At 62.8% G+C, this 26,454-nt stretch carries 21 protein-coding genes; 16 read left to right on the top strand and 5 right to left on the bottom strand.

Annotated elements, in window-relative coordinates; genetic code table 11:
• The 9 genes from TX78_RS08090 to TX78_RS08130 form a co-directional block, all read left to right on the top strand.
• A partial coding sequence (locus tag TX78_RS08090) for a TRAP transporter large permease (protein WP_081652670.1) occupies positions 1-914 on the top strand: 914 nt, incomplete at its 5' end.
• Positions 915-1,095: 181 nt separating this feature from the next.
• Positions 1,096-2,571: an alanine/glycine:cation symporter family protein gene (locus tag TX78_RS08095; RefSeq protein ID WP_044495240.1), complete on the top strand. Its 1,476-nt coding sequence runs from the start codon at positions 1,096-1,098 to the stop codon at positions 2,569-2,571.
• Positions 2,572-2,672: 101 nt separating this feature from the next.
• Positions 2,673-3,575, top strand: coding sequence for a dihydrodipicolinate synthase family protein (locus TX78_RS08100; RefSeq protein ID WP_044495242.1), 903 nt, complete (start codon positions 2,673-2,675; stop codon positions 3,573-3,575).
• A 30-nt stretch (positions 3,576-3,605) separates the two neighbouring features.
• On the top strand, positions 3,606-4,607 hold the full coding sequence (locus tag TX78_RS08105) for a proline racemase family protein (protein ID WP_044495244.1): 1,002 nt from the start codon (positions 3,606-3,608) through the stop codon (positions 4,605-4,607).
• Positions 4,607-5,356, top strand: coding sequence for a GntR family transcriptional regulator (locus tag TX78_RS08110; RefSeq protein WP_044495245.1), 750 nt, complete (start codon positions 4,607-4,609; stop codon positions 5,354-5,356). The genes TX78_RS08105 and TX78_RS08110 overlap by 1 nt, the downstream gene beginning before the upstream one ends.
• On the top strand, positions 5,353-6,555 hold the full coding sequence (locus TX78_RS08115; RefSeq protein ID WP_044495247.1) for an NAD(P)/FAD-dependent oxidoreductase: 1,203 nt from the start codon (positions 5,353-5,355) through the stop codon (positions 6,553-6,555). Before TX78_RS08110 ends, TX78_RS08115 begins: the two co-directional genes overlap by 4 nt.
• The gene (locus TX78_RS08120; RefSeq protein ID WP_044495248.1) at positions 6,552-6,812 is read left to right on the top strand and encodes a (2Fe-2S)-binding protein; all 261 of its coding nucleotides are present in this window, start codon (positions 6,552-6,554) and stop codon (positions 6,810-6,812) included. Before TX78_RS08115 ends, TX78_RS08120 begins: the two co-directional genes overlap by 4 nt.
• Positions 6,809-8,359, top strand: a complete 1,551-nt coding sequence (locus TX78_RS14490; protein ID WP_044495249.1) for an FAD-dependent oxidoreductase — start codon at positions 6,809-6,811, stop codon at positions 8,357-8,359. Before TX78_RS08120 ends, TX78_RS14490 begins: the two co-directional genes overlap by 4 nt.
• An 8-nt stretch (positions 8,360-8,367) precedes the next feature.
• Positions 8,368-9,795, top strand: coding sequence for an MFS transporter (locus tag TX78_RS08130; RefSeq protein ID WP_049897663.1), 1,428 nt, complete (start codon positions 8,368-8,370; stop codon positions 9,793-9,795).
• Between the two features lie 84 nt (positions 9,796-9,879).
• Here TX78_RS08130 and TX78_RS08135 read toward each other — a convergent pair whose 3' ends face one another.
• Entirely contained in the window at positions 9,880-10,332 is a 453-nt protein-coding gene (locus TX78_RS08135; RefSeq protein WP_044495251.1) for a MarR family winged helix-turn-helix transcriptional regulator, read from the bottom strand.
• 103 nt (positions 10,333-10,435) lie between these two features.
• Between TX78_RS08135 and TX78_RS08140 the strand changes: the two genes are divergently transcribed.
• From TX78_RS08140 to TX78_RS08150, 3 genes are all read left to right on the top strand, one after another.
• Complete coding sequence (locus TX78_RS08140; protein WP_081652671.1) at positions 10,436-11,638, top strand: cation:proton antiporter; 1,203 nt, start codon at positions 10,436-10,438, stop codon at positions 11,636-11,638.
• Between the two features lie 569 nt (positions 11,639-12,207).
• The gene (locus TX78_RS08145) at positions 12,208-15,165 is read left to right on the top strand and encodes a beta-L-arabinofuranosidase domain-containing protein (RefSeq protein WP_158644319.1); all 2,958 of its coding nucleotides are present in this window, start codon (positions 12,208-12,210) and stop codon (positions 15,163-15,165) included.
• Entirely contained in the window at positions 15,162-16,364 is a 1,203-nt protein-coding gene (locus TX78_RS08150) for a metal-dependent hydrolase family protein (protein WP_044495253.1), read from the top strand. Before TX78_RS08145 ends, TX78_RS08150 begins: the two co-directional genes overlap by 4 nt.
• Positions 16,365-16,466: 102 nt before the next feature.
• On the opposite strand, the gene TX78_RS08155 is transcribed toward TX78_RS08150, so the two are convergent.
• Positions 16,467-17,879, bottom strand: coding sequence for a sodium:solute symporter family protein (locus tag TX78_RS08155; RefSeq protein ID WP_044495254.1), 1,413 nt, complete (start codon positions 17,877-17,879; stop codon positions 16,467-16,469).
• A gap of 116 nt (positions 17,880-17,995) precedes the next feature.
• Here TX78_RS08155 and TX78_RS08160 point away from each other — a divergent pair, with 116 nt between their 5' ends.
• Positions 17,996-19,108 carry a fibronectin type III domain-containing protein gene (locus tag TX78_RS08160; RefSeq protein ID WP_044495255.1) on the top strand — a complete coding sequence of 371 codons (1,113 nt, stop codon included), beginning with the start codon at positions 17,996-17,998 and terminating at the stop codon, positions 19,106-19,108.
• 132 nt (positions 19,109-19,240) lie between these two features.
• On the opposite strand, the gene TX78_RS08165 is transcribed toward TX78_RS08160, so the two are convergent.
• From TX78_RS08165 to TX78_RS08175, 3 genes are all read right to left on the bottom strand, one after another.
• Entirely contained in the window at positions 19,241-21,622 is a 2,382-nt protein-coding gene (locus TX78_RS08165; RefSeq protein WP_044495455.1) for a DEAD/DEAH box helicase, read from the bottom strand.
• A 204-nt stretch (positions 21,623-21,826) separates the two neighbouring features.
• On the bottom strand, positions 21,827-22,876 hold the full coding sequence (locus TX78_RS08170) for a homocysteine S-methyltransferase family protein (RefSeq protein ID WP_044495256.1): 1,050 nt from the start codon (positions 22,874-22,876) through the stop codon (positions 21,827-21,829).
• Positions 22,877-23,079: 203 nt separating this feature from the next.
• On the bottom strand, positions 23,080-23,790 hold the full coding sequence (locus TX78_RS08175) for a GNAT family N-acetyltransferase (RefSeq protein ID WP_049897665.1): 711 nt from the start codon (positions 23,788-23,790) through the stop codon (positions 23,080-23,082).
• Positions 23,791-23,910: 120 nt separating this feature from the next.
• On the opposite strand from TX78_RS08175, the gene trhO reads away from it, so the two are divergent.
• The 3 genes from trhO to TX78_RS13220 are packed head-to-tail and all read left to right on the top strand — an operon-like array spanning position 23,911 to position 26,421.
• The gene (trhO, locus tag TX78_RS08180) at positions 23,911-24,918 is read left to right on the top strand and encodes an oxygen-dependent tRNA uridine(34) hydroxylase TrhO (protein ID WP_081652673.1); all 1,008 of its coding nucleotides are present in this window, start codon (positions 23,911-23,913) and stop codon (positions 24,916-24,918) included.
• A complete protein-coding gene (locus TX78_RS13215; RefSeq protein ID WP_049897666.1) occupies positions 24,915-25,733 on the top strand; it encodes a DUF7059 domain-containing protein in 819 nt (272 codons plus the stop codon). The genes trhO and TX78_RS13215 overlap by 4 nt, the downstream gene beginning before the upstream one ends.
• Positions 25,696-26,421 (top strand): hypothetical protein, encoded by a 726-nt coding sequence (locus TX78_RS13220; protein WP_147640447.1) that lies wholly within the window; start codon positions 25,696-25,698, stop codon positions 26,419-26,421. Before TX78_RS13215 ends, TX78_RS13220 begins: the two co-directional genes overlap by 38 nt.
• Positions 26,422-26,454 lie beyond the last annotated feature (33 nt).

Consider the following 26,454-nt stretch of genomic DNA (forward strand, 5'->3'; position numbering starts at 1 on the left):
GATATCGGTATAACCAAAACCTAGGTCTGGGCACAGTCATGGCGGGCGGCACATTGGGACAGCTGATCCCGCCCAGCCTGAATATGATTATCTACGCGGCTATGACGGGAGTTTCCGTCTCAAGCATGTTTGCGGGAGGCTTCAGTGCGGGCCTAGTACTAGTTGCCATATTCGTCATATATATCCTGATCCGCTCATATATGAACAAGGATTTCGCGCCATCGCTGGAGCCTGAGAACCGTGCATCGATTAAAGAGAAAGTTATCTCCCTTAAGTCGGTGGTATTGCCGATTCTACTGGTCGTAGTGGTGTTGGGCTCGATTCTCAGCGGCATCGCAACTCCTGTTGAAGCAGGCAGCGTTGGTGTCGTGGGAACTATCGTCATTGGACTGTTGAATCGGCGCCTCACACGGGCCGACTTCGTCGACTCGTTGATGGAGTCCATCCGCATGACAGGCATGGTTGGTTGGATCTTGGCGGGTGCGGCTGCATTCAGTGCGATTTTCTCCGGCATTGGAGGGAACCGAGCTGTGATGAATCTCGGTGAGTCTTTACCTGGGGGAAGATGGGGTGTGCTCATAGTAGCGGTGCTCTTGATTTTCGTTCTGGGGATGTTCCTGGAAACCATGGCGCTCATTATGCTGACCGCCCCGATCCTGACTCCTCTCGTGGTGGCGCAGGGATTCGATCCCCTCTGGTGGGGAATTGTCTTCATGGTGGTGTTGCAACTGGCCTTCGTTACGCCGCCATTCGGGTTTGCGATCTTCTATTTGAAGAGCGCTCTGCGCAATACTGTCAGCATCGGCAGCCTGTACCAGGCAACTGTCCCTGTGATCGTCCTGCAGAGCATTGGCGTGATCGTTGTGATCCTGTTCCCGGGCGCTGTGTTGTGGTTGCCCGAGCTGATTCGATAGCTCGTTGCCATCGTGCGATCGAACTAGGGGGGGACAGCTGAAGATGCCATCCGTAAGTACATGATGCCTACCTGTAGTCGTGCAATGTCACAGTTGACATTTGCCACTAGTGGACAAAGAATAAATGAGATGCACGTCACATCTGCCCTCTCTCACCCTCAACCCGTAGGAGCCGTTCTTTATGGAACTCATCGGTGCTGTCAATGACTGGATCTGGAATCCCATGGCCTATTTCGCCCTGGCGGTGGGGCTCTTCTTCACCATCCTCACCGGAGCCGTGCAGTTCCGGCGCCTGCCGGACATGATTCGTCAGATCACGGAGAAGAAGAACAACGACGACGGGATCTCCTCGTTCCAGGCGCTGTTGCTGACCCTGTCTAGCCGCATCGGTGTGGGAAACATCGCCGGCGTCGCCACCGCGCTACTGGCCGGAGGGCCCGGCGCGCTGTTCTGGATGGTGGTCGCAGCGCTGGTCGGGGCAGCCAGCTCATTCGCCGAGACGGTCCTGGCGCAGGTTTACAAGCGCAAGATCGACGGCGAGCACCGAGGTGGCGCACCGTTCTATGTGGAGTTCGGACTCAAGCTCCGCTGGCTCGCCGTCGTGCTCTCCACGCTCTATCTGCTGGGTTACGGATTCGTCTTCCCGGGCGTACAGTCCAACAACATCGCCTCCAGCATTGAAGTGGCCTTTAATGTGCCGGTCTGGCTGACTGCTCTTGGTCTCACCGCACTGCTTGCGTTCACCATCCTTGGCGGAACCCGCCGCATTGTGAAGACCGCGCAGATCATGGTCCCGGTGATGGCTGTCGGGTACATCGTTTTCGCGATCCTGATCATCGGAGCCAATCTCGGCCAGGTGGTCCCCACCCTGCAGATGATTCTGGGGGCGGCCTTCGGAATGGACCAGGTCCTGGGCGGTATGGCAGGTGCTGCGATTGCGTGGGGCGTGCGCCGCGCGGTCTTCTCCAATGTCGCAGGAGTTGGAGAAGGCACCTTCGGGGCAGCAGCTGCCGCTGTTTCCCACCCTGCCAAACAGGGGCTGGTCCAAGCATTCTCGATCTTCATCGACACCGTTGTTGTCTGCACCGCCACCGGAGTCATGATTCTGATCACCGACTCCTTCAATGTGGAGCACAACGGTGAAACCGTCATTGAACATGTGCCAGGGGTGCAGGCGGGAGTGGCCTACACCCAGGAGGCCGTCAACACCTTGTTCTCCGGGTTCGGGCCAGCCTTTGTTGCCATAGCGCTGTTCTTCTTCGCCTTCACTGCGTTGATCGCGTTCTACTACATCGCGGACACCAACCTGGCCTACATCCGACGCCGCAGCGGCGGTGCTGCTGAATGGGTGCTCAAGATCGGGTTCCTCGCGATCACCTTCTTCGGTTCCGTGGCTTCGGCGGACCTGATGTGGGGACTTGGAGACATCGGCTACGGACTCCTGGGATGGGTCAACATGCTGGTCATCCTTGCGATGACGCCTGTAGTGCGCAAAGTCATCAAGGACTACGACGAGCAAATGCGGGCCGGGGTCAATCCGGTGTTTGACCCGCAGAAGCTGGGAATCTCAGGCGCACAGCATTGGGAGGAGGAAGTGGCTTACAGAAGCTCTCACCTCCCTGCAGAACCGCCCAGTCACCACGGACAGGGGTCGTAGTTTCCCTCAATATCACCAGTCAGTAACTGGTACAATGTTACAGTTCACAAAATGATGAGTCCCCAGGCGGACAGTCCATTCAAAAATAAGGAGACGTTTTCATGACCGAGCACAAACCCTGGCACGGCGTCATCGTTGCCACTGCACTGCCCTTCCGTGATGACTACTCAGTGGATTACGACGCATATGCCGAGCATGTGAAGTGGCTGGCAGAAAGCGGTTGTGACGGGGTGGCTCCCAATGGATCCTTGGGCGAGTACCAGACCCTGACTGATGAAGAGCGTGCTCGCGTCATCACCACCGCTGTGGAGGCTGCCCCCGAAGGCTTCAGCGTGATGGCCGGTGTGGGCGCCTACTCCAGCCTGCAGAGCGAGCGGTGGGCCCAGCAGGCTGCAGAAGCCGGCGCAGACTGCGTCATGCTCCTGCCCCCGAACTCCTACCGGGCCAATCACGAGGAAGTCGTCGAGCACTATCGACGTGTAGGCAAAGCAGGCCTGCCGATCGTGGGATACAACAACCCGATTGACACCAAAGTGGACCTGACCCCTGAGCTGATCGCCCGCATTCACGGCGAAGGCAATATGGTGGCAGTCAAGGAGTTCACCGGGGATGTCCGCCGTGCCTACGAAATCAAGGAGCTTGCTCCTGAGATGGATCTGGTCATCGGCACCGACGACACTGTGCTGGAGATGGGCTTGGCCGGAGCAGTCGGCTGGGTCTCCGGATATCCCAATGCCATTCCGGAGTCCACCATTGAGCTCTACCGCCTCTCCACCAGCGGGAAGGTGGAGGACCTGGTGCGGGCCAAGGAGATCTACACGGACCTGCATTCGCTGCTGCGCTGGGACTCCAAGACTGAGTTTGTGCAGGCCATCAAGCTGTCCATGGACATCGCAGGTCGCAAGGGTGGTCACTGTCGGCCACCGCGCGGTCCGCTCTCAGCATCCATGGCGGAAGCGATTACCGCAGATACCAAAAAGGCCCTGGCCAACGGATACAAATAGACTGAACATAAACAGATAAGGATCGCTGGCATGAGGACGTCCCACATCTACCACGCGGTGGACTCGCACACCGAAGGTATGCCCACGCGCGTGATCACCGGCGGCGTCGCGCCCATTCCGGGTAAGACCATGGCTGAACGCCGCCTGTGGTTCATGGAGCACCGGGACGGCCTGCGTCGTTTGCTGATGCGGGAACCGCGCGGGCACAGCGCCATGAGCGGAGCGATCCTGCAACCCCCAACACGCCACGACGCCGACTGGGGCGTGCTGTTTATTGAAGTCTCCGGTCTGCTGCCCATGTGCGGTCACGGCACGATCGGTGTCTGTACCGTCCTGGTGGAGACCGGCATGGTGGAGGTCACCGAACCGGTCACACAAGTCCGGCTGGACACCCCAGCCGGACTTGTGGTGGCCGACGTCGCGGTCTCAGACGGCCGCGCCGAATCAGTGACCATCCGCAATGTGCCCTCATTCCTGCTGCGCCAAGAGGCTACGGTGGAGGTCCCCGGACTGGGCGAGGTCACCTACGACCTGGCCTTCGGCGGGAACTTCTATGCAGTGGTGGAGCTGGAGAAACTGGGGCTGCCCTTTGACCGCAAGGCTAAGGATCAGCTGTTAGCGGCGGGGCTGTCCATCATGGAAGCCATCAACACCGCGGATATGCCGGTGCATCCCGAACGCGAGGACATCCGCGGATGTCATCACGTCTACCTGCAGGCACCGGGGTCTACCGCCGAACATTCACGCCACGCCATGGCCATCCACCCGGGGTGGTTTGACCGCTCTCCCTGTGGGACCGGCACCAGCGCCCGCATGGCCCAGCTGCATGCCAAGGGTGAGCTGCCGCTGGAGACGGACTTCCTCAACGAGTCCTTCATCGGCTCCAGGTTCATCGGCAGGCTGGTGGAAGAAACCACGGTAGGGGGACTTCCCGCCGTCGTACCCACGGTGACCGGGCGCGCCTGGCTCACCGGCACGGCACAATACTTCCTAGACCCCACTGACCCCTACCCGGAGGGATTCGAACTCTGATGCCTGCCCACAACATTCCACTGGATACCATCCAGCAGTACCGGAGCCTGCGCAGCACGGTGACGGAGGCGCTGCGGACCGCCATCATCGTCGGCGACCTCGAAGAGGGCGAACTCTACTCCGCCCCGGCCTTGGCTGAGCCGCTGGGAGTCTCTGCCACCCCGGTGCGCGAGGCCATGATGGATCTGACCAATGATGGCCTGGTGGTCCCGGTCAAGAACAAAGGCTTCCGGGTCACCGAGATGACTCCTGAAGACCTGCGGGAAACCACCGCGGTCCGCCAGCTGCTGGAGGCGCCGGCGGTGCGTGCCCTGACCGGCCGCCTCCCGGAGGCAGCGTTCCCGGAGCTGCGAGCCAAGGCCGAAGAGATCAGCGCGGCTGCCGCTGAGGGAGACCTGCGCACTTATCTGGCAGAGGACCGGGCGTTCCACGCCGCGATCCTTCAGTACACCGGCAATACCCGCCTGGTAGATCTCTGCACCCGACTGCGCGGGCAGACCCGGTTGAAGGCGCTGCGCAGCCTGGTGGATGAAGGTCGCCTGGTGGAGTCTGCTCACGAGCACATCACGCTGCTGGACCGTATGCAGGCAGGGGATGCTGAGGGTGCCTATGAGGTCATCATGCATCATCTGGGCCATGCCTCCCAGCTGTGGGCACAGGGTACTGAAGGCACTGAAGCCTCCGAAGTCGTGGAGGTGACACCTCTTCTGGTGCGTGACTTGCCGAATCGGGCCGAGGATACCGAATGAGTGCTGTCCCCCGGACTGGCGCTGATGTGCTGGTGATCGGTGCAGGTGCGGTGGGATCCGCCGTCGCGTTCTACTGCGCGCGGGCCGGCATGTCAGTGACGGTTCTGGATAAGGGCAAACCCGGGGGCGGAACCTCCTCCCGCTGCGAGGGCAACCTGCTGGTCTCTGATAAAGAGCACGGCCCGGAACTGGACTTGGCCAATTACTCGCTGGATCTGTGGCGCGGGGAGCTGGAGGAGTTCGGTCACCTCTGGGAGTTCGAAAACAAGGGCGGGATCATTGTGGCCTCCCGCGAGTCCTCTATGACGTCCCTGCAGCGTGCCCTGCGGACCCAGCGTGAGCACGGCATCCGGGTGGAAGAGATCGACGTACCCCAGCTGCGCGAGCTGGAGCCCAACATCAGCGACGACGCCGTCGGTGCTGCTTTCTACCCCGATGATGCGCAACTGATGCCCATGCTGCTCACCGCGCATATGCTGCGCCTGGCGCGCTCTCACGGGGCGCAGGTGCACCCCGACACTGAAGTCACCGGATTCCTTTCCCAGGGAGAGCGGATCACCGGGGTGACCACCAACCGCGGGGAGTTCCAGGCGAATGTGGTGATCAATGCTGCTGGACCGTGGTCTGGTCAGCTGGCCTCGCTGGCAGGGGTCAGTGTGCCGGTGGAGCCGCGCCGCGGCTACGTGCTGGTGACCGAACCGCTGCCGCCGAAGGTCTTCCACAAGGTCTATGCCGCTGAGTACATCGACAATGTCGGGTCCTCTGATGACGGCTTGCAGACCTCCCCGGTGGTGGAGGGCACACCCGCGGGCAGCATCCTCATCGGCTCCTCCCGCGAGCGGGTGGGTTTTGATCCCACTTTCAGTCCGACGGCGGTCCGGGACATCGCCCGCAACGCTGTTGAGCTCTTTCCTTTCTTAAGTGACGTGAGAATCTTGCGGCACTATTTCGGGTTCCGGCCCTACAGTCCGGACCATGTACCGGTGATTGGTCCGGACCCGCGTGCTCCGGGGCTGTGGCATGCCTGCGGCCATGAAGGTGCCGGCATCGGTCTGGCATCAGGCACCGGCAAGCTGATCGCCCAGGCTGTGGCGGGGGAGCCGACGGATCTGGATTTGGCGGCTTTCGCACCGGACCGGTTCGGCGCGGCAGATTCTGAAGCAGCACAGTCTGGAGCAGCGAAGGAGGCAGCGGCATGACAGCCAAGCCTGTGACCATCACCGTGGATGGTGAGTCAGTGCGCACCGAATCCGGCCGCAGCGTGGCCGCAGCATTGACCCTGGAACAGCAGCGCACCGCATGGCGCAGCACCCGGTTCAACCAGGAACCGCGCGGACTGTTCTGCGGCATAGGCGCCTGCTTCGACTGCCTGATCACCGTGGATGGCACTCCTGGTCTGCGCGGCTGCATGGTGCAGGTGGAAGACGGCATGAGCGTGGAGACCGATAAGTCATGACCGGCGGAGTTCAGGAAGCCGAAGCAGCGCCTGCAGAAGTGTTTGACGTTGCAGTGGTGGGTGCCGGTCCGGCAGGTTTGGCAGCTGCCGGGGAAGCCGCAGCCGCTGGCTGCTCGGTGCTGCTGGTGGATGCTGGCACTCAGTTTGGTGGCCAGTACTGGCGCCATGCCGCCCCTGAGGCTGAGGACACCGATCCCGGACGCTGGCACCACGGGTGGAGCATCTACCAGCGGTTGACGCAGCGGGTTCGGGATGCCGTGGATGTAGGACGGATCCGGCATCTGGCATCAACCCATGTGGTCTCAGTACGCCGAGAACAAGCCGGTGGAGACGGTGCCGAGGGTTTCCTCCTGCAGGCTTCACTGCTTCCTGAGGCACAGAAACCTGGCTCCTATCAGGCCCCGCAGTTGCTGCAGGCGCGCGCACTGATTCTGTGCCCAGGCACCTATGACCGGCAGCTGCCGGTGCCGGGCTGGACTCTGCCCGGTGTGATGGCAGCCGGGGGAGTGCAGGCTTTCATCAAAACCCAGGGTGCGGCACCGGGTCGCCGAGTAGTGCTGGCCGGGACTGGGCCGTTCCTGCTCTCGGCTGCGGCGTCGGTGATTCACGCCGGTGCCGAGGTGGCGGCCATCTGTGAGAGCAACAGCCTGACCGGGTGGTTCCCTGGCGGCGCAGCGGCGGCCCTGGTGCCGTCGAAGGCTGCTGAGGGTGCCGGGTATGTGGCGCTGTTGGCCAAGCATCGAGTGCCTTATTACCGGAGCACTGCGGTGACTGCCATTCACGGTGATGCAGCCCGGGAGGGGGCCGTTCGTTCGGTGACTGTATCTGCGTTGGATGCCTCGGGCACTCCGGTCCCGGGTTCGGGCAGGGAAGTTAACGACGTCGACGTCGTGGGTCTGGGCTGGGGCTTTGTGCCGCAGCCGGAGCTGCTGCTGCAACTTGGCGCGCAGACCACGCTGGACGAGGACGGTTCCCTGGTGGGGGTGGCTGACGCTGATCAGAGCAGCAGCATCCCGCGGCTGTACCTGGCTGGGGAGATTACCGGTGTGGCCGGGGCCGCTGCGGCGGTGGCTGAGGGTCGGATTGCAGGACGTGCGGCGTCGTCATCGGTGGGTCAGGCTGTGCGGGCAGGCGTTGCTGATATTCAGGACCGGGCTACCCGCGCTGCGCACCGGCGCTTCGCTTCGGTGATGCAAAAGGCGCACCCCATTCCGGAGGGCTGGACCCAGTGGCTGGAGGATGAGACGCTCATCTGCCGCTGCGAGGAAGTGCCGTGGGAGACCGCCCGTGCCGCGGCTGAGGAGCTTTCTGCTGAGGAGCCGCGCGGGCTCAAGGGCAGCACCCGGATAGGTATGGGCTGGTGTCAGGGCCGGATGTGCGGATTCGCCGCGCAGTGCCTGAGCAAGAAGGCACATGTTGGCGAAGGTGGAGCATCATCTGGGCGCGAGGCTGAACATGCGGCCGCGCTCAGTGCTGCTAAGCGGCCGCTGGCGGTGCCGATGCGGTTGGGAGATCTGGCAGAGGAGCCGGAGCTGACTCAGGAATGACTGGCCCTATGACACCGGCGATGAACCCATCGCAGGTTCGTTGGGCGATCGCGGGGATCCTGGCGGTGTTCTTCACCGCCGGGCTTTCAATGAACATTGTGCTCACCGCGCTGCCGGTGATTGTCAGTGACCTAGATGGCAACCAGATCCACTACTCCTGGGTGGTCATCATCAACCTGCTGGCCAATGCTGCCTCCACGCCCATCTGGGGGAAGCTGGCGGATATGGTCTCAAAGAAGAGGCTGTTTCAGTGTGCTGCGGTGATTTTCATTGTGGCCTGCCTGCTTGCCGGTTTCGCTCCGACTATGGAGGTGCTGCTGGCTGGGAGGCTCCTGCAGGGCACTGCGATGGGTGGCGTGACCACACTGACTATGGCGATCATGGCCACTGTGGTGCCGCCCCGGGAGCGCGGTAAGTACGCCGGCTGGTTGGGGCTGTGCATGACCACCTCTACCCTGGGCGGACCGCTGTTGGGTGGGTTCATTGTGGATGTTTCCAGCTGGCGCTGGTGCTTTTCGATCGGTGTCCCGCTGACGGTGATCTCTGGGGTGCTGCTGACCAAGGTGCTGCAGGTGGTAGAGGAGAAGCGGCCGGTCAAGGTGGATTACCTGGGGTCGGTGCTGTTGGTGGCGGCCTCTTCGGCGCTGCTGATCTGGCTGTCTTTCGCCGGGGTGGAGGAGTATTTCGCGTGGGTGTCTTGGCAGTCGGGTGCGATTCTCTTTGGCGCTGTACTGCTGTTGGCGCTGTTTGCTCTGGTGGAGCGCGCCAGCAGCGAGCCGGTGGTGGCGCTGCGGATGATCGCCAATCGGACCACGTTCTTAGCCCTGGTGTCCTCGGTGTGCATTGCAGTGTCCTTGGGGGCGCTTCCGCCGTATCTGATGCAGTACTTCCAGTTGGGCAGAGGATTGGGGCCTACTGAGGCGGGGCTGATGCTGGTGCCCATGATTTTCGGGAACCTTGTGGCCACTACAGTGACTGGCCGGTGGGTGACCCGGTCAGGGCGTTGGAAGAGGTACCTGGTGGTGGGAGCTGTGGTTCTTACTGCCGGGCTGTTGGGTCTGGCCGCTGCGGCTGGGAGTGCGCCGGTGTGGGTGACCGGCGTGGTGCTGTTCGTGGTGGGGCTGGGCTTTGGTGCGCAGATGCAGAACCTCATGATTGCGGTGCAGAACACTGTGCCGGTCACGCGTGTGGGGCAGGCCAGCTCTCTGATCGCATTCTTCCGGACCTACGGCGGCGCGGCCTGGAACTCAGTACTGGCCACTGTGATGGCGGTGCAGGTGGGAACACTTGCGGTTGCCACCCCGACGGTGGGGCACGGCGACCCGACGTATGCCAAGGCGGGGGCGGTGGCATTCCTGGTGGCGGCGTGCATCAGCTTGCCTGCCATCATCAGCAACGCACTGATGCGCGAAGAACCTCTGCGCACGACGATCTGAGCTTGCTGCAGCTCGACGACGGAATCAGGCGTCCTGCTGGCTGAAGAGTTGCTCCTCGTACCATTGGCGCGGGTCTTGTGGACCTCACTGCGGCTCAGATCGCTCCTGTAGTGCACGACGCAATGCGCTCATACCCTGGACGAGAGCAGCCAGGTCCGCCGAATCAAGTGAGGCAAGTAGCTCAGTGGAGGTGTCACGTCGATCCATGACGAGATCGAAGAGCTGGAGGGTTTCTGTGGTTGGTGTCAACTCTTTTACCCTGCGGTCCGTTGGAGATTCTGACTGCTGGAGATGCCCCTGTTTCACCAACTGATCTACAGCAACCGAGATGGTCGCCTTCGACACTCCCAGGACCATCGCCAAACGAGATGCAGTGGACGCGGCGCCTGACGCCACCAGAAGAACGATCCGAAGCTGCTGAATCGTTAATTCCATGTCGAGGAATGGCTCTACGCGACTGCTTCCACGCAGTCGCAGTAGGGCGAGCCTTTCATCGAAGTACCGCTTAATCAGCTCATCGGCATCTGAAGAGCACATCAGTCCACTCTACTTTCTCTACCGCGGCCGGACCTCTTGGTTAGATCTAACCTAACTGTTAGTCTTTATGTGATCAATACTGGACACTAGCTCGGAGACTCTTATGGGTGAAGCACTACTCGGACTCGGCGTCCTCTTAGTCTTGGCGACCTATCTTGGGCGAGCCGCCCGTCTGGTCGGACTTCCCAGCGTTCCGATCTATATGCTTGTAGGTTTGCTCGCTAGTCCTGCCGTGGGTATAAGCCCGCTTCACATTTCTTACGAAGACGTGCAGCTTTTAGCCACGGTCGGATTAGTGTTGCTCCTTTTCCACCTGGGCCTGGAGTTCGATACCGCGGCTTTCGCAAAGGACGCAAGGACCCTGATTCTGGCTGGTGTCTCCTACATTGTGATCAATTTCGGGGCCGGTCTGCTCCTAGGGTTCGCATTAGGATGGGGAGGCGCTGAAGCCTTTGTCATCGCTGGAATGACCGGTATTTCTTCGTCAGCGATAGTCACCAAGTTGATGATCGACCTTAAAAAACTCGGCAAACCCGAGACTTCTCTCATTCTTGGCACCATCGTTATCGAGGACGTTTTCCTGGCCCTTTATCTGGCGATTCTGAACGTGCTGATCAACCCTGCCGACAACCTAGGAGCTTCGGCAGTGAAGCTGTTGATCTCTGTGGGCTTCCTTATTCTGCTGTTCATCATGGCTCGCCGCGGCAGCCGGATCGTCAGCCGTATCGTTGGTGAAAAGAGTTCGGAGCTGTTCATCGTCGGTTTGGTCGGCATCACCCTCTTCTTTGCTGGAGCAGCGGAAGAATTGGGAGTTTCCGATGCCATCGGAGCCTTTATGGTGGGTCTGATCGTTGCCGGAACTGACGCGCGTCACCGTGCGGAGACGGCCATTAATCCGCTTAGGGACACGTTCGCGGCCGTCTTCTTCATCGGCTTCGGTCTTACCCTGGATCCTTCCGAATTCGGCCAAGTGCTCGTGCCAGTCATAGTTGCCGTTCTGATCACTCTGGTCGCAAATGTGGCTGCTGGTGTGATAGCTGGCCGACTGCAACGTCTACCCCTGACCACGGGGGTTGAGGTTGGTCTCATGCTGGTCAGCCGGGGAGAATTCGCGTTGATTCTGGCAACTATGGCAGCCGCAGCGAACCTAGACCCTCGGCTCACACCGTTCGCCGGCCTCTATGTCCTTGTGCTGGCTATCCTTGGTCCGATACTTGCCACCTATGGTCCACGACTCTGGCGCGGTAAGAGTGAGCAAGCATCCCAGGAGGCCATTAAGGCGGTACCCCGGTCTCCTGCATCCTGAGCTGTGATTGGATTTTCCTCTTAATCGCCGTGCGACAAAGCGAGGGCCTCGTCACCGGGTTGGAAGTGGAGGGCTTCGTGAGCCCGCTCGTCAAGCCGGCGGATGGCGGCCCCTGGTGGCCATCCGCCCAGTGCAGGACAACGAGGGCGTCGCAGAAGCGCGCGGCTAACTTGATGTCGTTCAGGGTCGCTGGGACGGTTCAATCCAGTCCCCTCGCCAGTTCGAGAACGTCGAGATAGTTTATTGGCCCATCGTGACCGGACATGCCCATCAGGGAGAGCGCACACTCGGTTGCTGCGCGATCCTGGCCCGGGGGTGCGGCCAGTCGATAGTGCGGCGTCCGGCCTGGGGTCCGCTTCGGAGGCCTTAATTTAAGCGTGCGCTCGGGAACCTGATCTCCGAGAGGGTATAGAGCGGGCTCGAGGTCAGTTTTCATGAGCGCGGGGTGCCCTCCCATCTTCGCGCTCGCACAGTGTTTGCGGTGAGTGTGAAACTTAGTAATATGTAAAATTACACAGCGAGAGAGGGTCTTGGCCATGCCGTCGAATTCAGTGCCTCAGGTGCCCAGGGTGTTCGCTACCCCGGAATCGGCCTGTCTTGTTGGTGTCCCACTCGCACAGGCTGTGATGGACACCTATGGCATCTTCGCTCCTGCCCGAGAAAAGATGTTGCACCTGGCACAGGTTTATCCCGTCGACAGAATCCTCGCCGTGTTCCGGGCCAACGCCGGACTGGACGCCCGCGGCGCTGAGCCGCCCGGCGGTTGGGAAGATTGGGGCCATCCCAACGAGCAGGCCTGGGGCGAACGGGACTACCCCGGCCGGGACCAAGCCCAAACCGCCAACCTGCTGCGCGGCCACTACGCCGGGCACTTCCTCTCCATGCTTGCCCTCGCCTACGCCGGCACCCAGGACCAACACCTCAAAACCAAAGTCGACGACGTCGTCGATGGACTTGCCCAATGTCAGCAGGCCCTTGCCACTACCGACCGCTACAGCCACCCCGGCTTCCTCGCCTCCTATGGTGAATGGCAGTTCGCTCGCCTAGAACACCTCGCGCCCTACGGAGAAATCTGGGCGCCCTACTACACCGCGCACAAGATCATGGCCGGGCTGCTGGACGCCTACGAACTCGCCGGCAACCAACAGGCACTCAGCGTCCTGACCGGCATGGCCGACTGGGTCCACTACCGCCTGCACAAACTCACGCCCGAGCGCAGACAGCAGATGTGGTCCCTCTACATCGCCGGGGAATTCGGCGGCATGAACGAGACCCTCGCCCGGCTAGCCAAGATCACCGGCCGCCCCGAGCACTTAGCCGCAGCCCAATTCTTCGACCAGACTGAACTGCTCGAAGCCTGCGCCCGCGGCGAAGACGTCCTGGACGGCAAACACGCCAACCAGCACATCCCGCAGTTCATCGGCTACCTCCACGAATACGACCTCACCGGGGACCAGCGATACTTCGACGCCGCCGTCGGGCTGTTCGCCATGGTGGTTCCCGGGCGCACCTACGCCCACGGCGGCTCAGGGGAATCCGAGCTATGGGGCCCGCCCAACACCCAAGCCGGTGACATCGGCCGCCGAAACGCTGAAACCTGCGTGGCCTACAACATGATCAAACTGGCCCGCGAGCTGTTCATGCGCATAGCTGATCCGATCTACACCGACTACATCGAACAAGCGCTGACCAACCAGATCCTCGGCTCCCGGAAGAACGCAGACTCGGCCAGCAACCCCTCGGGCAGCACCCACTCGGACAGCATCCCCTCAGACACCAGCCCCGAAGTCACCTACATGTTCCCGGTCCACCCCGGTGCCCGCCGAGAATACGGCAACACCGGCACCTGCTGCGGCGGCACCGGCCTGGAAAACCACGTCAAATACCAGGACAGCATCTTCTTCACAGCACCGAACCAGACCTGGATCAACCTGTACTCACCAGCCCAGCTCTCCGCCGAGGCCAACGGGATAGGCCTCCGCATTGAAGGGGACTACCCCTACTCAATCCAAGTGCGCATCGTGGTTGACGCTGTCCATGAGCGCACCCCCGATCACACACTGCACCTGCGTATCCCCGGATGGCTGGCACCCGCATCATCAGCACAGGAAAGCCCGGTGGTGAAGGTCAACGGTCAGCGGTCTGACCTCACCCCTGAGCCCGGCACTTACCTCTCACTCACGCGGGACTGGCAGCCCGGCGACGTCGTCGACCTTCACCTGCCCATGCGTCTGCGCGCCATCCCCACCATTGACGACCCCTCTGTGCAGCACCTGCAGATCGGCCCAGTGGTGCTTGCCGCCATCAGCGACCAGCAGAGCTCACTGCAGTTGCCGCTACTGGGCTTACGTGCCTTGGACGGCAGCCTCATCCCGGATACGCCAACCGGCGGGGGAGAGGGCTCGACCGCGAACACCGAGGAGATGCTGAAACAGCTGCGCCGGACCGGCAGCCTGGACTTTGCCGGACTGCAATGGGAGCCCGTCCACTCAGGCAATGAGGCCAGTTATCACATGTACGTCACCGCAGCAGATGACACCATCGCCTTCGCCGGGAAAGACTCGGGCGTGCCCAACCGGCTGCGCCCCAACGGGCAAACCGTCCTGGAGAGCCTATGGGCCGACGGCGGATTCTCCAGTCGTCACGGGTTCCTGGAGCGCACAGCAGACGTAGTCACCGCAGCCCGAGAAGAGGGCGTGCTCTCCGCGACCGAAGCCGAAACGGTGCTGATCACCGCTGCCACCGCGCCCCTGGATGCCGCGCACCTCAACGCGGCGCCCCTCAATTCCCCGGGCCACAGTGCTCCGCCTGCCCGGACCAGCAGTACGGTGCAGGGCACGGGCCAGCGGGTCACGTTCGAAGACAGCGCCGAATGCGAGTCCGTAGAACGCAAGCCCGCGATACACGATCTAGCCGATCACGAGCCAACCAACCACAAGCCAGTCGAACACGTCACCTGGCATCTCCCGGTCCACTGGCACCAGATCACCGCGCCCCCGCTGGTCTCCATCAGCATCACCGGTCACGTCTCGCCCACCGGCTGGCACACCGAACACCCGCAGATCACGCTCACCGCCGAGCAGCTCTCCAACAGCACTGACCAAGACCTGCAGTTGGAGTATCAGGTGGACGACGGCGCCTGGAACACCTACCGCGCGCCCTTCATCCTGGAGGTGGAAGGCGTCCACCGGCTGCGCGCCCGAGTCACCACCGCCGAGGGCACTGCGAATCTCGCCGAGGCCCGCCTGCAGATCGACACCACCGCGCCGGTCACCGCCCACCAGGTGCTCATCAACGGCTCCGGTGCTGAAATCCGCCTCCGGGCAGAAGACTCAGTATCCGGGGTGGAACGGGTGCAGTGGGAAGGCCCAGGAACCTTCTGGGCCACCTACCAGGGGCCCTTTATGCGAGCCTTGACTGAGACCAAACAGATTATTGAATTCGCGGCCACTGATGTGGCTGGCAATGAAGAACCGCGTCGGCAGATCATCCTGCCGGCCCATCAACCCGAAGGAGATCACCGATGACCACACTCGCGCTGCGCCGCGGACGCTTTCTGAACCCAGCAGATGGGGAGATCACAGAAGGTGACATGCTCATCGAAGACGGCGTCATCGCCCAGGTGGGCACCATCAGCGGGGCCTTCGACGAAGAAGTCGACCTGGGCGGGCGCATTGTCATCCCCGGGCTGATCGACGCACACTTCCACGCCTACGCCCACGCCACCAGCGGCCCTGAACTAGAAACCCGGCACTTAAGCTACGTGGCCATCAACGGGCTGCGCCGCTGCTCGGCCGCCCTGCGCCGCGGGTTCACCACTATCCGCGACGTCGCCGGCGGTGACCTCGGCTTCGCCCAGGCCCTGGAAGCAGATGACCAGCCCAACCCCCGCTACCTCTACACCGGCCCGGGGCTGAGCCAGACCGGTGGCCACGGTGACGCCCGCCCCGCCGAATACGACCTCTGCCTCAACCACGGACGCCACGGGCACATCGGCGAGGTGGTCGACGGTGCCGATGACATGCGCCGTGCCGTACGTGAACGCTTCCGCACCGGCGCCCACGCCATCAAGATCATGGCCTCCGGCGGCGTCGCCTCGCCCACCGATCCGCTGCGCATCCCCCAGTACTCCTCCGAGGAGATCAAGGTGGCAGTAGAGGAAGCTACCCGCCGCGGCAGCTACGTGGCCGCCCACGCCTACACCGCCGACGCCGTCATCCACGCGGTCTCCAACGGGGTGCGCACCGTGGAACACGGCAACCTCATCGACCAGGGCGCCGCCGAGCTGATGGCCGAGCGCGGAGCCTACCTGGTCCCCACCCTGGTGGCTTATGACGCCATGAACCGCCGCGGCCCCGAGGCCGGACTGCCGCCAGTGAGCCAGCAGAAGAACCTTGAGGTACTCCATGCGGGTAAGGACGCGGTGCGTATCGCCGCCGACGCCGGGGTGAAGGTCGGCTGGGGCAGTGACCTGATGGGTGACCTCGAAGACGATCAGCTCATCGGCATCGCCCTGCAGGCCGAAGCCCAGAGCCCGGCTGAGCTGCTTCGCTCCCTGACCGTGGTCAACGCAGAGATCATCGGCATGCCAGAACTGGCCACCTTCGAAGAAGGCACCCCGGCGGACCTGCTGGTGCTTCAGGAGAACCCGCTGGATGACGCCTCAGTGCTGTGGGATGAGGCGCGTGAACGGACCGTGATCCGCGCCGGCGTCGTCGTCAGCTAACCCCCACCCAAGCAGCAAGACGAAGGGCCTGCCACCCCGGAATGCGGGAGGCAGGCCCTTCGCGTGTCTCGGTGTTGTCAGACGCCGGGTCAGACGCCGAGGTCAGGCGTTCTGCTCAACCTGCTCTTCAGGAAGAGCAGTGGTCTTCGGCTTGGTGACCAGGCTGACCAGGAGCAGCGTCACCACGGCCACCGGCAGGGAGACGACGACGGCGTTGAGGTCGCTGTTGGCGGCCTGCTCCCAGACGATGGTGACCACCACGCCCAGTCCCATGGAGGCCAGCACGCCCGCCGTCGTGGCTCGACGCCAGAAGAATGCGGCCATCAGCGCCGGCACCAGTGCCACACCATAGACGGTGTAGGAGTACATCTGAAGCTGAAGGACAGTGGGGAAGAAGGTGCCCAGCACATAAGCGAGTACGGCGATGACCAGGATGGTGATGCGGTGGATAAGCAGGCGCTTCCGGTCGCTGAGTGGCTTGTCAGTAAAGCGGGCAAAACCGTCATAGACGATATTGCCGCCCACAGACAGCAGGAACGATGATCCGGTGGTGATGATGAACGCCAGGGCACTGGCCAGGACCAGTGCACCCAGCAGTACGGGCAGGGTTCCGTCTCCTGCCAGGCCCAGGACGGCGTCGTCGGGGTTGCCGTCGGGCATCAGCGTCACGGCTGCAGTGGCCAGAATGGTCACCGGGGCGTAGATCAGGAAGGAGGCGAAGAACATTCCGGCCATTGACCGCCGGGCAGCTGCAGGGTCACGGGAAGCGCCCAGTCGCTGGTACATGTTCTGATCCGAGATGATCAGCAGGAACGTGGGCAGGAAGTAGCCCAGCAGAGCCAGTGCGCTTAAGCCCCCGGAGAAGTTCTGATGAGTATCAGGCAGGTTCTCCCACCAACCGGTGAATCCATCGGTCTGTCCCAGCACCACCGGAACGGCAATGATCAGGCCCACCACAATGATGACCGCGGAGAAGAAGTCAGACCATGCCACTGATTTCAGTCCGCCGCCCAGGGCCAGGAACGTGATAATGGCGGTGGCGATGATGGCGCCCTGGCCGGGAGTCAGGCCGGTGACGATGGAGATGATGTTGCCGCCGCCGGTGAACTGGTAGGCCACGATGCCCACATAGGCCAGCACGGTGATGATGGCAGCCAGCATGCGCACCGAAATGCCGAAGCGCAGCTCCAGGATCTGCGGCACCGTGTAGGACCCAGAGACGCGAATGCGCTGGGCCAAGAAGTACAGGACCACCATGCCCACCGGGCCGCTTCCGAAGAAGATGATGGCCGCCAGTGGGCCATAGTTGTAGACGAAGCTGGCACCACCGATGATGGTGCCTGAGCCCACCCAGGTGGCGATCAGCGTTCCGACCATCACGATGGTGGGCAGCTGCCGCCCGGCGAAGATGAAGTCGTCTCCGGTGGAGACTTTCTTGGTGCGGCTGAACCACAGTCCGGTGGCGACAAGTCCTGCCAAATACAGGACGAGTACGACGATGTGGGTAGTTTCCATTAGGCCCCTCCAGCAGGTGCGAAGCGCAAGATGTGCGGTGCGTCATAGTGCTGGAACCAATCTACCCTGTGCAATGTTACATTCGCTAGACGTGTCCCAGAGGGGGTCTTGCTGAAATGAACAGCGCCGGTGACGTTCTGTCCTTTGACTTTGGCTGCAGCGGCGGCCCCGTAGCCGATAGCTACACCGAAGTCACCGAATCCACGCTTTACGACCCCAACACCGGCTACGGACTCAGTGCGCCGGTGGCCTGCCGAGACCGCGGATCCTTAGATGACATGCGCCGAGACTTCGTCCTTGCCGGCGGAGAGGAGTTCCGCGTAGACCTCCCAGACGGTGAATACCACGTCACTGTGATCTCCGGGGATGCCATCGCCTCGAACAACACCCAGCTCACCGTCCAGGGCGAAGACCAAGGAAGCCTGCAGCCCCGCGGGACAGGTGAGTTTGCCGAGCACAGCCTCTACACCACCGTCGACGACGGCACACTGACCCTCCAGCTATTCAATGACGGGCGCATCAACGGGCTCCACATCTCGCAGGTCGCCGCGCCCAGTGAAGTCAGCCTGGGTGAGATCGCTACGGTCCCGCCCAGTGTGACCCTGGACTGGGAGGAGCTCGAAGGTGCCTCCAACTACACCGTGTACAGGTCCCCGGCAGACCGGGCAGAGTACGAGGCCCTGGGATCTGTGGAGACCAACACCTTCCCCGACGAGTCAGTGGAGCTGGGATACAGCTACGACTACGTCCTGACCCAGATGAGCGTGGCAGGTGTGGAATCCGGCTACAGCGCCCCGGTGTGCGCCGACGTCGTCGATCCCACAGTGGTTGCACCAGCGGCACCTGACTCGCTCAGCTTGGGCAAAGCCAACCGGAAAGGCACCACCATCACCTGGAACGGCGGTGATGACGTGCTGGAGTACCACGTCTACCGCTCGCTGAGTCCGGACCGAGGGTTCGAACGAGTCGCCACAACCGAGAAGACCCCGTACTTCGCCGAAGGAGCAAGCGCGGTCAACTATTACTACACCGTGCTGGCCGTCAACGCCGGCGGGGTCTCCGCTCAGCCGCAGCCGCTGTTGACCCCTGTGACCGACCGCGGCAATAACTCCAATCCGTTTGCACAATGCTCACCGGACGGGGCCGATGCGAAGGTTCAGCGCACTGGCGACACCTGGCGCGCCACCAACGGCAGCCAGACGGTCCTGGAGACCTACTCCATGGTTTAGGCCATGCAAGCCGCCGTGGATAGCTTGACTCCAGGTCGCACTGAGCAGGAAAGCGTGGTGGTCCGCGGATCCGGCACCATGCCGGCCGACGCAAGTGTGGAAATTAGCTGCCCGGCCACGGACAGGAGCACTTCACCCGCTACGGGTGTCCGCAGACTCCTTAGCCTCCCCGGCCGCGCGCAGCAGATCCAGGGCCCCGCGTTTGCTCAGCGGGTTGTTCTTATTGCCGCATTTAGGGGACTGCACACAGCTGGGGCAGCCATCAGCGCAGTCACAACGGTCGATGGCCGCCGCCGTCGCCCGCACCCATTCGACTGCCAGCTCATACCCGCGTGCGGCGAAACCGGCCCCGCCTGGATGCCCGTCGTAGACAAAAATGGTGGGCAGCTCAGTATCCCGGTGCAGCGCGGTGGACACCCCGCCGATATCCCAGCGATCCGAGCTGGTCAGCAGCGGCAGCAACCCGATCATCGCGTGCTCCGCGGCATGAAGTGCACCCGGAATATGCTCAACTGTCACCCCCGCGGCAGTCAGCGTGGTCTCCGGAACAGTCAGCCACACCGCCTGAGTCCGCAGCTGCGACGGCGGAAGATCCAGCGGCTCATCCGAGAGCACCTCCGAGGTCCCCAGTGCCTTGCGCTGGAAGCCGACGACGGCGGAGGTCACCTCCACGGTTCCAAAACACAGCGTGAACGCACCCCAGGGCTCCTGCCGCAGCGTCTGAAGCACCTCAATGGAAGTCGTCTCCCGAGCCTGGGTGTAATACGGCGGCAGAGCAGGACTGACCAGCACCGTGTTCTGCTGCAGATCCAGCTCTTCCACGATGAAGGTGCGCCCCTGGTGCACATACACCGCCTGCGGATGGGCCTGCGGCTGCACCTGTGCGGCACCCATGTCTCCCACCACGGTGCCATCCTTGGCGTTGACGATCGTGTAAGGCCCAGCGCCATCGGAACGCAGCTTCACCCAGGAAGCCGCGGAGGCGTCGTCGTGCCCAAAGAACCAACCCCGCGGACGACGACGCAGATGCCCTTGTTCAGTCAGTGAATCCACCAGCCACCGCAGACCCGCAAAAAGCCCGCCAGCTTCGGTGTCCTCCGTGGTCAGCGGCAGCTCCTGGGCGGCAGCCAACAGATGCGGGGCCGCCACATGCGGGTTCTGCGGATCCGTGACGGCGTCCTCCACCCCGGCGTCGAAGATCGTCTCAGGGTGAGCCAGCAGATAGGAATCCAGCGGATCATCACCAGCCACAAAGAACGCCGCCCCGCGCTGACCAGAACGCCCCGCCCGGCCCAGCTGCTGAAAAAACGAGGCGCGGGTCCCGGGCCAACCGGCAATCACTACGGCGTCGAGTCCGGAAATATCAATGCCCAGCTCCAGGGCCGGGGTGGAGGCCACGCCCAGCAGTTCTCCGCTGCGCAGCGCATTCTCGAGTTCCCGCCGCTCTTCCTTCAGATACCCGGAGCGGTAGGCCGAGACTCGGCCGGTCAGGGAGGGGTCCACCTCCATCAGGTTCTCCGCGGCGATCCTGGCGATGGTCTCGGCTCCGCGGCGGGACTTGATAAATGCCAGGCTGCGCCGCCCGGAGACCACCAGATCGGTGAGGATATCGGCGGCTTCCACCGTCAGGCTGCGTTTCAGCGGCGCATCGTTATCCCCGGTCTGCTCCGAGTCCGCTGACTCCCACAGGTACACATCTACCGCACCATGCGGGGAGCCGTCCTCGGTGATGGCGACGACGTCGGGCGGGGTTTCACCGATCAGTCGGGCAAAGGAGACGGCTGGGTCCCCCGAGGTGGCTGAGGCGCCGGCGAAGATCGGGTCCGCTCCGTAGGAGCGGGCCATCCGGCGCAGTCGCCGAAGCAGCAACGCAATATGAGAGCCGAAGATACCGCGAGCAGTATGAGCCTCATCCACCATCACATACCGCAGCCGGGAGAAGAACCTCGCCCAGCCCCGGTGATTGGGCAGGATCCCGGCGTTGAGCATATCCGGGTTGGTCAGCACCACATTGGCGTGCTGGCGCACCCACTGCCGGGTCTGCGGATCAGTGTCCCCGTCATAGGCGGCCGGCCGAATACCTCCGTGCGGTCCTGCCGGCCCCACCGTTTCGGCCAGCACTGTCAGAGCATCCAGCTGATCGGCCGCCAGCGCTTTGGTCGGTGAGAGGTAGAGGATGGTGGCCTCACCCGTGGGATGAGCGGTGACAGCATCGGCAGCCGGGACGCCGAGGATGGCGGAAAGCCCCGCCAGCTGGATGGCCAACGACTTTCCTGAGGCAGTCCCGGTGGCAAGAATGGTGTGCCGCCCGGCGTGCAAAGCCTGGGCAGCAGCCACCTGATGCGCATAGGGCTGGGGTACGCCCATCTGCCGGTAGGCAGCCCGCAGCTCGGCGGGCACCCAGTCCGGCCACGGTGCCGCTGTGGCAGTCCGCGCAGGCAGAGTGCGGATGTGCTTGATCGGCGAGCCCTCGCCCACCCGCACCGGCAGCCCAGCGGCCCGCAGCAGGTCCATCGCTGCGGGGTCGCCAAAGGCGTCTTGGGCGGCGTCGTACTGCTGCTGCTCGGTCACCAGATAAGACTATGCGGTCTGGGCAGACTACCCGGTCATTCACATTTGGAGCGGGTTTTGCTTTTTGGAGCAGGAAATAACCCGCTCCAAAAAGCAAAACCCGGTGTAGTTGCGTGCTGCCGTGCTGCGGCTCGGCCAGCTGTCCCGCTAGGCGCGGGCGCCCAGCGCCACGATGTTCTCCGGGAGACGTTCGTTGGACCCATACATGAAGTGGTTCTCCATCCGCTCGGAGAACCGGCTGGCCTCAGTAGTCAGGCCCACGGCCTCAGCCACCTGACGGATGTGCATCGGCGAGGCACCGCAGCACACACCCAGATAGTTGACCCCGAGGTCGTGCGCCTCGCGGGCGAACGCGCCGATCTCATACCGGTTGGTGTAGAGCGGATCCAGCGCAGTGGGGAAGGTGCGGCCATGCGGGGAGGGCACCGAGGCGCGCACATCGGAGAGGTTGAAGAAGGTCGGCTCCTCCGCAGTGGTGCGGTAAGGAACTGGCAGCGCACCCACATGACAGGAAACCTTCTCGCGGATCTCCTTCAGATAGGGAAGCATCGTGTCGGGTCCGCGGAAGCAGTTGAGCCCGACGACGTCCGCACCGGCCTGCTCCAGACGCTGAGCAGTCTCCACCACGCTGGCGCCCTCGGCCATCTCATTGAGGCCCATCGGAGCCAGAGTCAGCACCACCGGGAGGCCCGAGGCCTTGGCAATTTCCAGGGCGGCCAGCGCCTCTTCGGCGTAGTAGAAGGTCTCGCCGATGATCAGGTCAGCGCCCTCCTCTACGGCCCAGCCGACCATCTCGGCGAACATCGAGCGGACCTCGGCCTGCTTGGTGGGATCGGCGGGATCCCAGATGTTGGAGTTGGAGATGTTGCCGGCCATGAGGTTGCCGGGCTTGGCATCAGCCACCTGCTTGGCGATCTGCAGGGCCGCACGGTTCAGCGGCTCCAGCAGATCTTCCTTGCCGATGACCCGCATCTTCTCGCGGTGGCCGTTGTAGGTGAAGGCCTCAACAATGTCGGAGCCGGCGCGCTGGAAATCCACATGCAGATTCCGCAGCGCATCCGGGAACTCCAGGGCTACTTCGGGGACGAATTCCCCGGCAGTGAGATAGCCGCGGCGTTCCAGCTCAAAGAGGAAGCCTTCGGCGCAGATGACAGGGCCGGCGTCTAGCCGGTCGAGCAGAGATGCGGGGGCGGTCATACACCGCTCCTTTCAGTCGTGGGACGTGAAGCTGCCACGTCAGGAGCGGCCGAGGCGAGGCCTCGCATATCCGGCCGTACAGTTGAACATTCCATGGCGGTGCCCACGACTATAGCGCACATCGGCGTCACATCAGCAAGTTATGTTCAAATACTGGGAAAATGCGCCGTCCTTCCGCAGGCACCGCGACAGGATCTGCTGAATCACTCGTTGAGCTGTTCGACATCCAGGGAGTGTGAATGCCGGCGCAAATCTGTGGAGCCGGGAGCGCCGAAGACGTGTACATCCCCCAGCAGCGTCCAGCCCAGATATTCATAGAGCTCCTGGCCGTCAGCGGTGGCCACCAAAAGCCCTTCAGAGACGTCATGCTCATGGGCCAGCGCCAGCAGGGCCCGTGTCACGAAGGTGCCCAGCCCCTGACGGCGATAATCCGGGGCGGTATAGATGCGGTCCAGGATGCAGAAGTCATCAGCCACCGCCATGCGTCCGCGGGCGGCCACATTCTCTCCCTGCCGAACAGTCAGCAGGGTCCAGTCGTCGAAGTCCTCGCGTTGGGTGGTGAAGGTCTCGGGAGTGATGGGATCCTCCACGTCCTGACTGTCCATATCCACCACCATGAGCTTCTCCTCATCGCTGATCAGCTCCAGGCCATCAACGCTGGAGACATCCAGCACATCGGCACCGGGTTCGGCGATCACCGTGAGCAGCCGCTGGGGGCTCTTGGAGACTGCTGAGGCCACTTTGCGCAGGTCACTCTCAGATGGCGCGTAAAGCACGTACTCCCATTCGGCGCGGTCAGTTCCGGGAAGGCCAACCGAGTGGACCTTGCCTTCGTGCTGCACCTCATAGCCGTGGGTCCGGGCCCAACCGGTGACCCAGGTGCTGACAAGTGCGTCGCTGAGTTCTGCTGTCATGATTCGACCATATAAGCAAAGTCGCACATCAAGGTAGCCCTTTCAGGCAACTGTCAGATAACAATCGAGGCGTTGCGGCCAACGCGCGTACCGGTCCTGACCCCGCGTACCCTGGTAGGCGTGAGCATGTCCCGAATTGTCCTCTACTACCACTTCACCCCGCTGTCTGACCCCGAGGCTGTCAAACTCTGGCAGCAGGCGCTGTGCCGCGATCTGGGTCTCAAAGGGCGCATCATCGTCTCCGAGCACGGCATCAACGGCACCGTGGGCGGTGAGCTGAAGGCCGTCAAGCAATATGTGAAGCAGACGCGCAGCTATCAGCCCTTCCGGGAGATGGAATTCAAATGGTCCGACGGCGGCGCTGAGGACTTCCCACGGCTTTCTGTGAAGGTCAAACCCGAGCTGGTGGCTTTCGGTGTACCGGGCGAGGTCAAGGTGGACCAGAACGGCGTCGTCGGCGGTGGTCAGCACCTGAAGCCCCAGGAAGTCCACGAGCTGATCGAGGAGAAGAAGAAACAGGGCGTGGAAGTGGCCTTCTTTGATGGTCGCAACGCCATGGAAGCCCAGATCGGTAAGTTCAAAGACGCGATCGTCCCGGACACCGAGACCACCCGTGACTTCATCACCGAACTGGACTCCGGAAAATACGACCACCTCAAGGACAAGCCGGTGATCACCTACTGCACCGGAGGAATTCGCTGCGAAGTGCTCTCCGCGCTGATGAAGAACCGCGGATTCGAAGAGGTCTACCAGATCGACGGCGGCATAGTGCGCTACGGAGAGACCTACCAGGACTCCGGCTACTGGGAAGGTGAGCTCTACGTCTTCGACGGACGGATGAACACCCGGTTCAGCGAGGATGCCAAGACCATCGGCGAGTGCGTCAACTGCTCCGGACCCACCTCCACCTTCTATAACTGTGTGGACCGTGGGTGCTCCACCTTGGCCCTGTACTGCGAGAACTGCAAGCACGTCCCCGAAAACACCCGTTGCGCTACCTGTGAGGCACGCCTGGCCCAGAACCCCTCCGATCCGAACTCGGGTCCGCTGGAGAAAACCCGGCGCCCGGCCAGCGCTGCGCAGCGCACGGGCACCCCGCAGCCTGAACCACTGGCAGCTGACGCATGAGCCCCGACGACGCCGAAGTGCTCTCCTACCCCGGAACGCTTCCACCTGCAAGCGACGACCTTCAGCTGATCACCGCACTGCGTGAGGACCTGGCGGAGGCCGGGTTCAGCAATGAGGGCGTGGCCGAAGTCCTCGGTGCAGAGCCAGTGGCAGCCCTGGATCGGGATCAGCTGGTGGCTGGTCAGCTGCGCATCCAGCAGCTGCTGCGCGAAGACTCCCTGCCCCGGCAGCAATACGCCTGCGCAGTGCTCACCGGGCTGTGGCTGGTTTCAGCCGATGTCACCGGTCATCAGCTGACCCGGGCCCTGCCGCGCACTGGAGCCCACGGCCTGCAGCAGCTGAACCTTGCTGATGTCCTGGCCACCGGAACCGACGACGGCGGGCGGGTGATCCCGCGGGCTGACTTGCGTCCCTACCAGGTGGAGACCCGCACCGGGGAGGCGGATCTGTGGATCAGCAGTGATCTCGCCGCGCACCAGCTGGCCGGGGCGCTGCCGCATGATCATGTCCTGGGTGTGGGTGGGGCCAGTCTGACCCTGGCTAGCGCCACTCACCGCCGCACTGTGAAGACGGCCCTGGACCTGGGCACCGGCTGCGGCATCCAACTGGTCCATCTGCTGGATCATGCAGAGCATGTGGTGGGTACCGACATCTCCGAGCGCGCCCTGGAATTTGCGCGCTTCAACTTATTGCTCAATGCACCGGCCCTGCGGTTAGATCCGGAGGCCCCTCAACCCGGGCGGGACGGCGCAGATGCTGGGCAACTGGGAGATCCAGGTGAACGACTCGGCCGCTTCCGGCGCAGATCAACCTGACCAGGCCGATGCCCAGCAGCCCGGCGCAGACCAGACCGGCGCAGAGCAGGCTGACGTTTGGGAGGACCGTCCGCGCAGCTGGGTACAGCAAGCTGGACTCCATGCCTGGGTCATCCAGCGTGACCGGCAGAGCCCTGCGCAGTATGCGGAGATCTGGCTGCGTGATGCCGCTGAAGAACGTGACCAGCAGCAGTACCAGCAGCGCTATGCCGAGTATCTGCGGGACTTCGCCTCCCGCCAGGTGGGAGGCGTGGGCTTCGGTCTGCTGTGGCTGCAGAAACCGGATACCCCGGACGCCGCACTGTGGCAGCGCTTCGAAGAGATCACCGGAGACGTTCAGCAGCCGCTGGGGCCAGCGATCGGACGCACCGCAGAACGCGCCCTTTTTGCCCAGCACAGCTCCGAGCAGATCCTGGAGCAGCCGCTAACGGTCGCCGAAGATGTCACCGAGGAGCGTTACCAGCGCTTCGGTGCCGAACATCCGGAAGTGATCATTGCCCGGCAGGGCTCGGGATTCCGCCGGGCACGGCCGGTCAGCTCGGCAGCGGCTGGCTTCCTCGGTGCCGCCGATGGTGAATTCAACGCCGCACAGCTGATCCCCGCAGTCTGCTCTCTCACCGGTACCGAAGAGGATGCTCTGGCCGCCGAGGTGCTTGACCTCTATATAGATGGGTTCCTCAGTGCCTAGATGAACGCCTCCACGGCGTGATCTAGGCACTGT

Origin of the sequence: Nesterenkonia massiliensis, from assembly GCF_000455245.1 — a bacterium.
Classification (GTDB): domain Bacteria; phylum Actinomycetota; class Actinomycetes; order Actinomycetales; family Micrococcaceae; genus Nesterenkonia; species Nesterenkonia rhizosphaerae.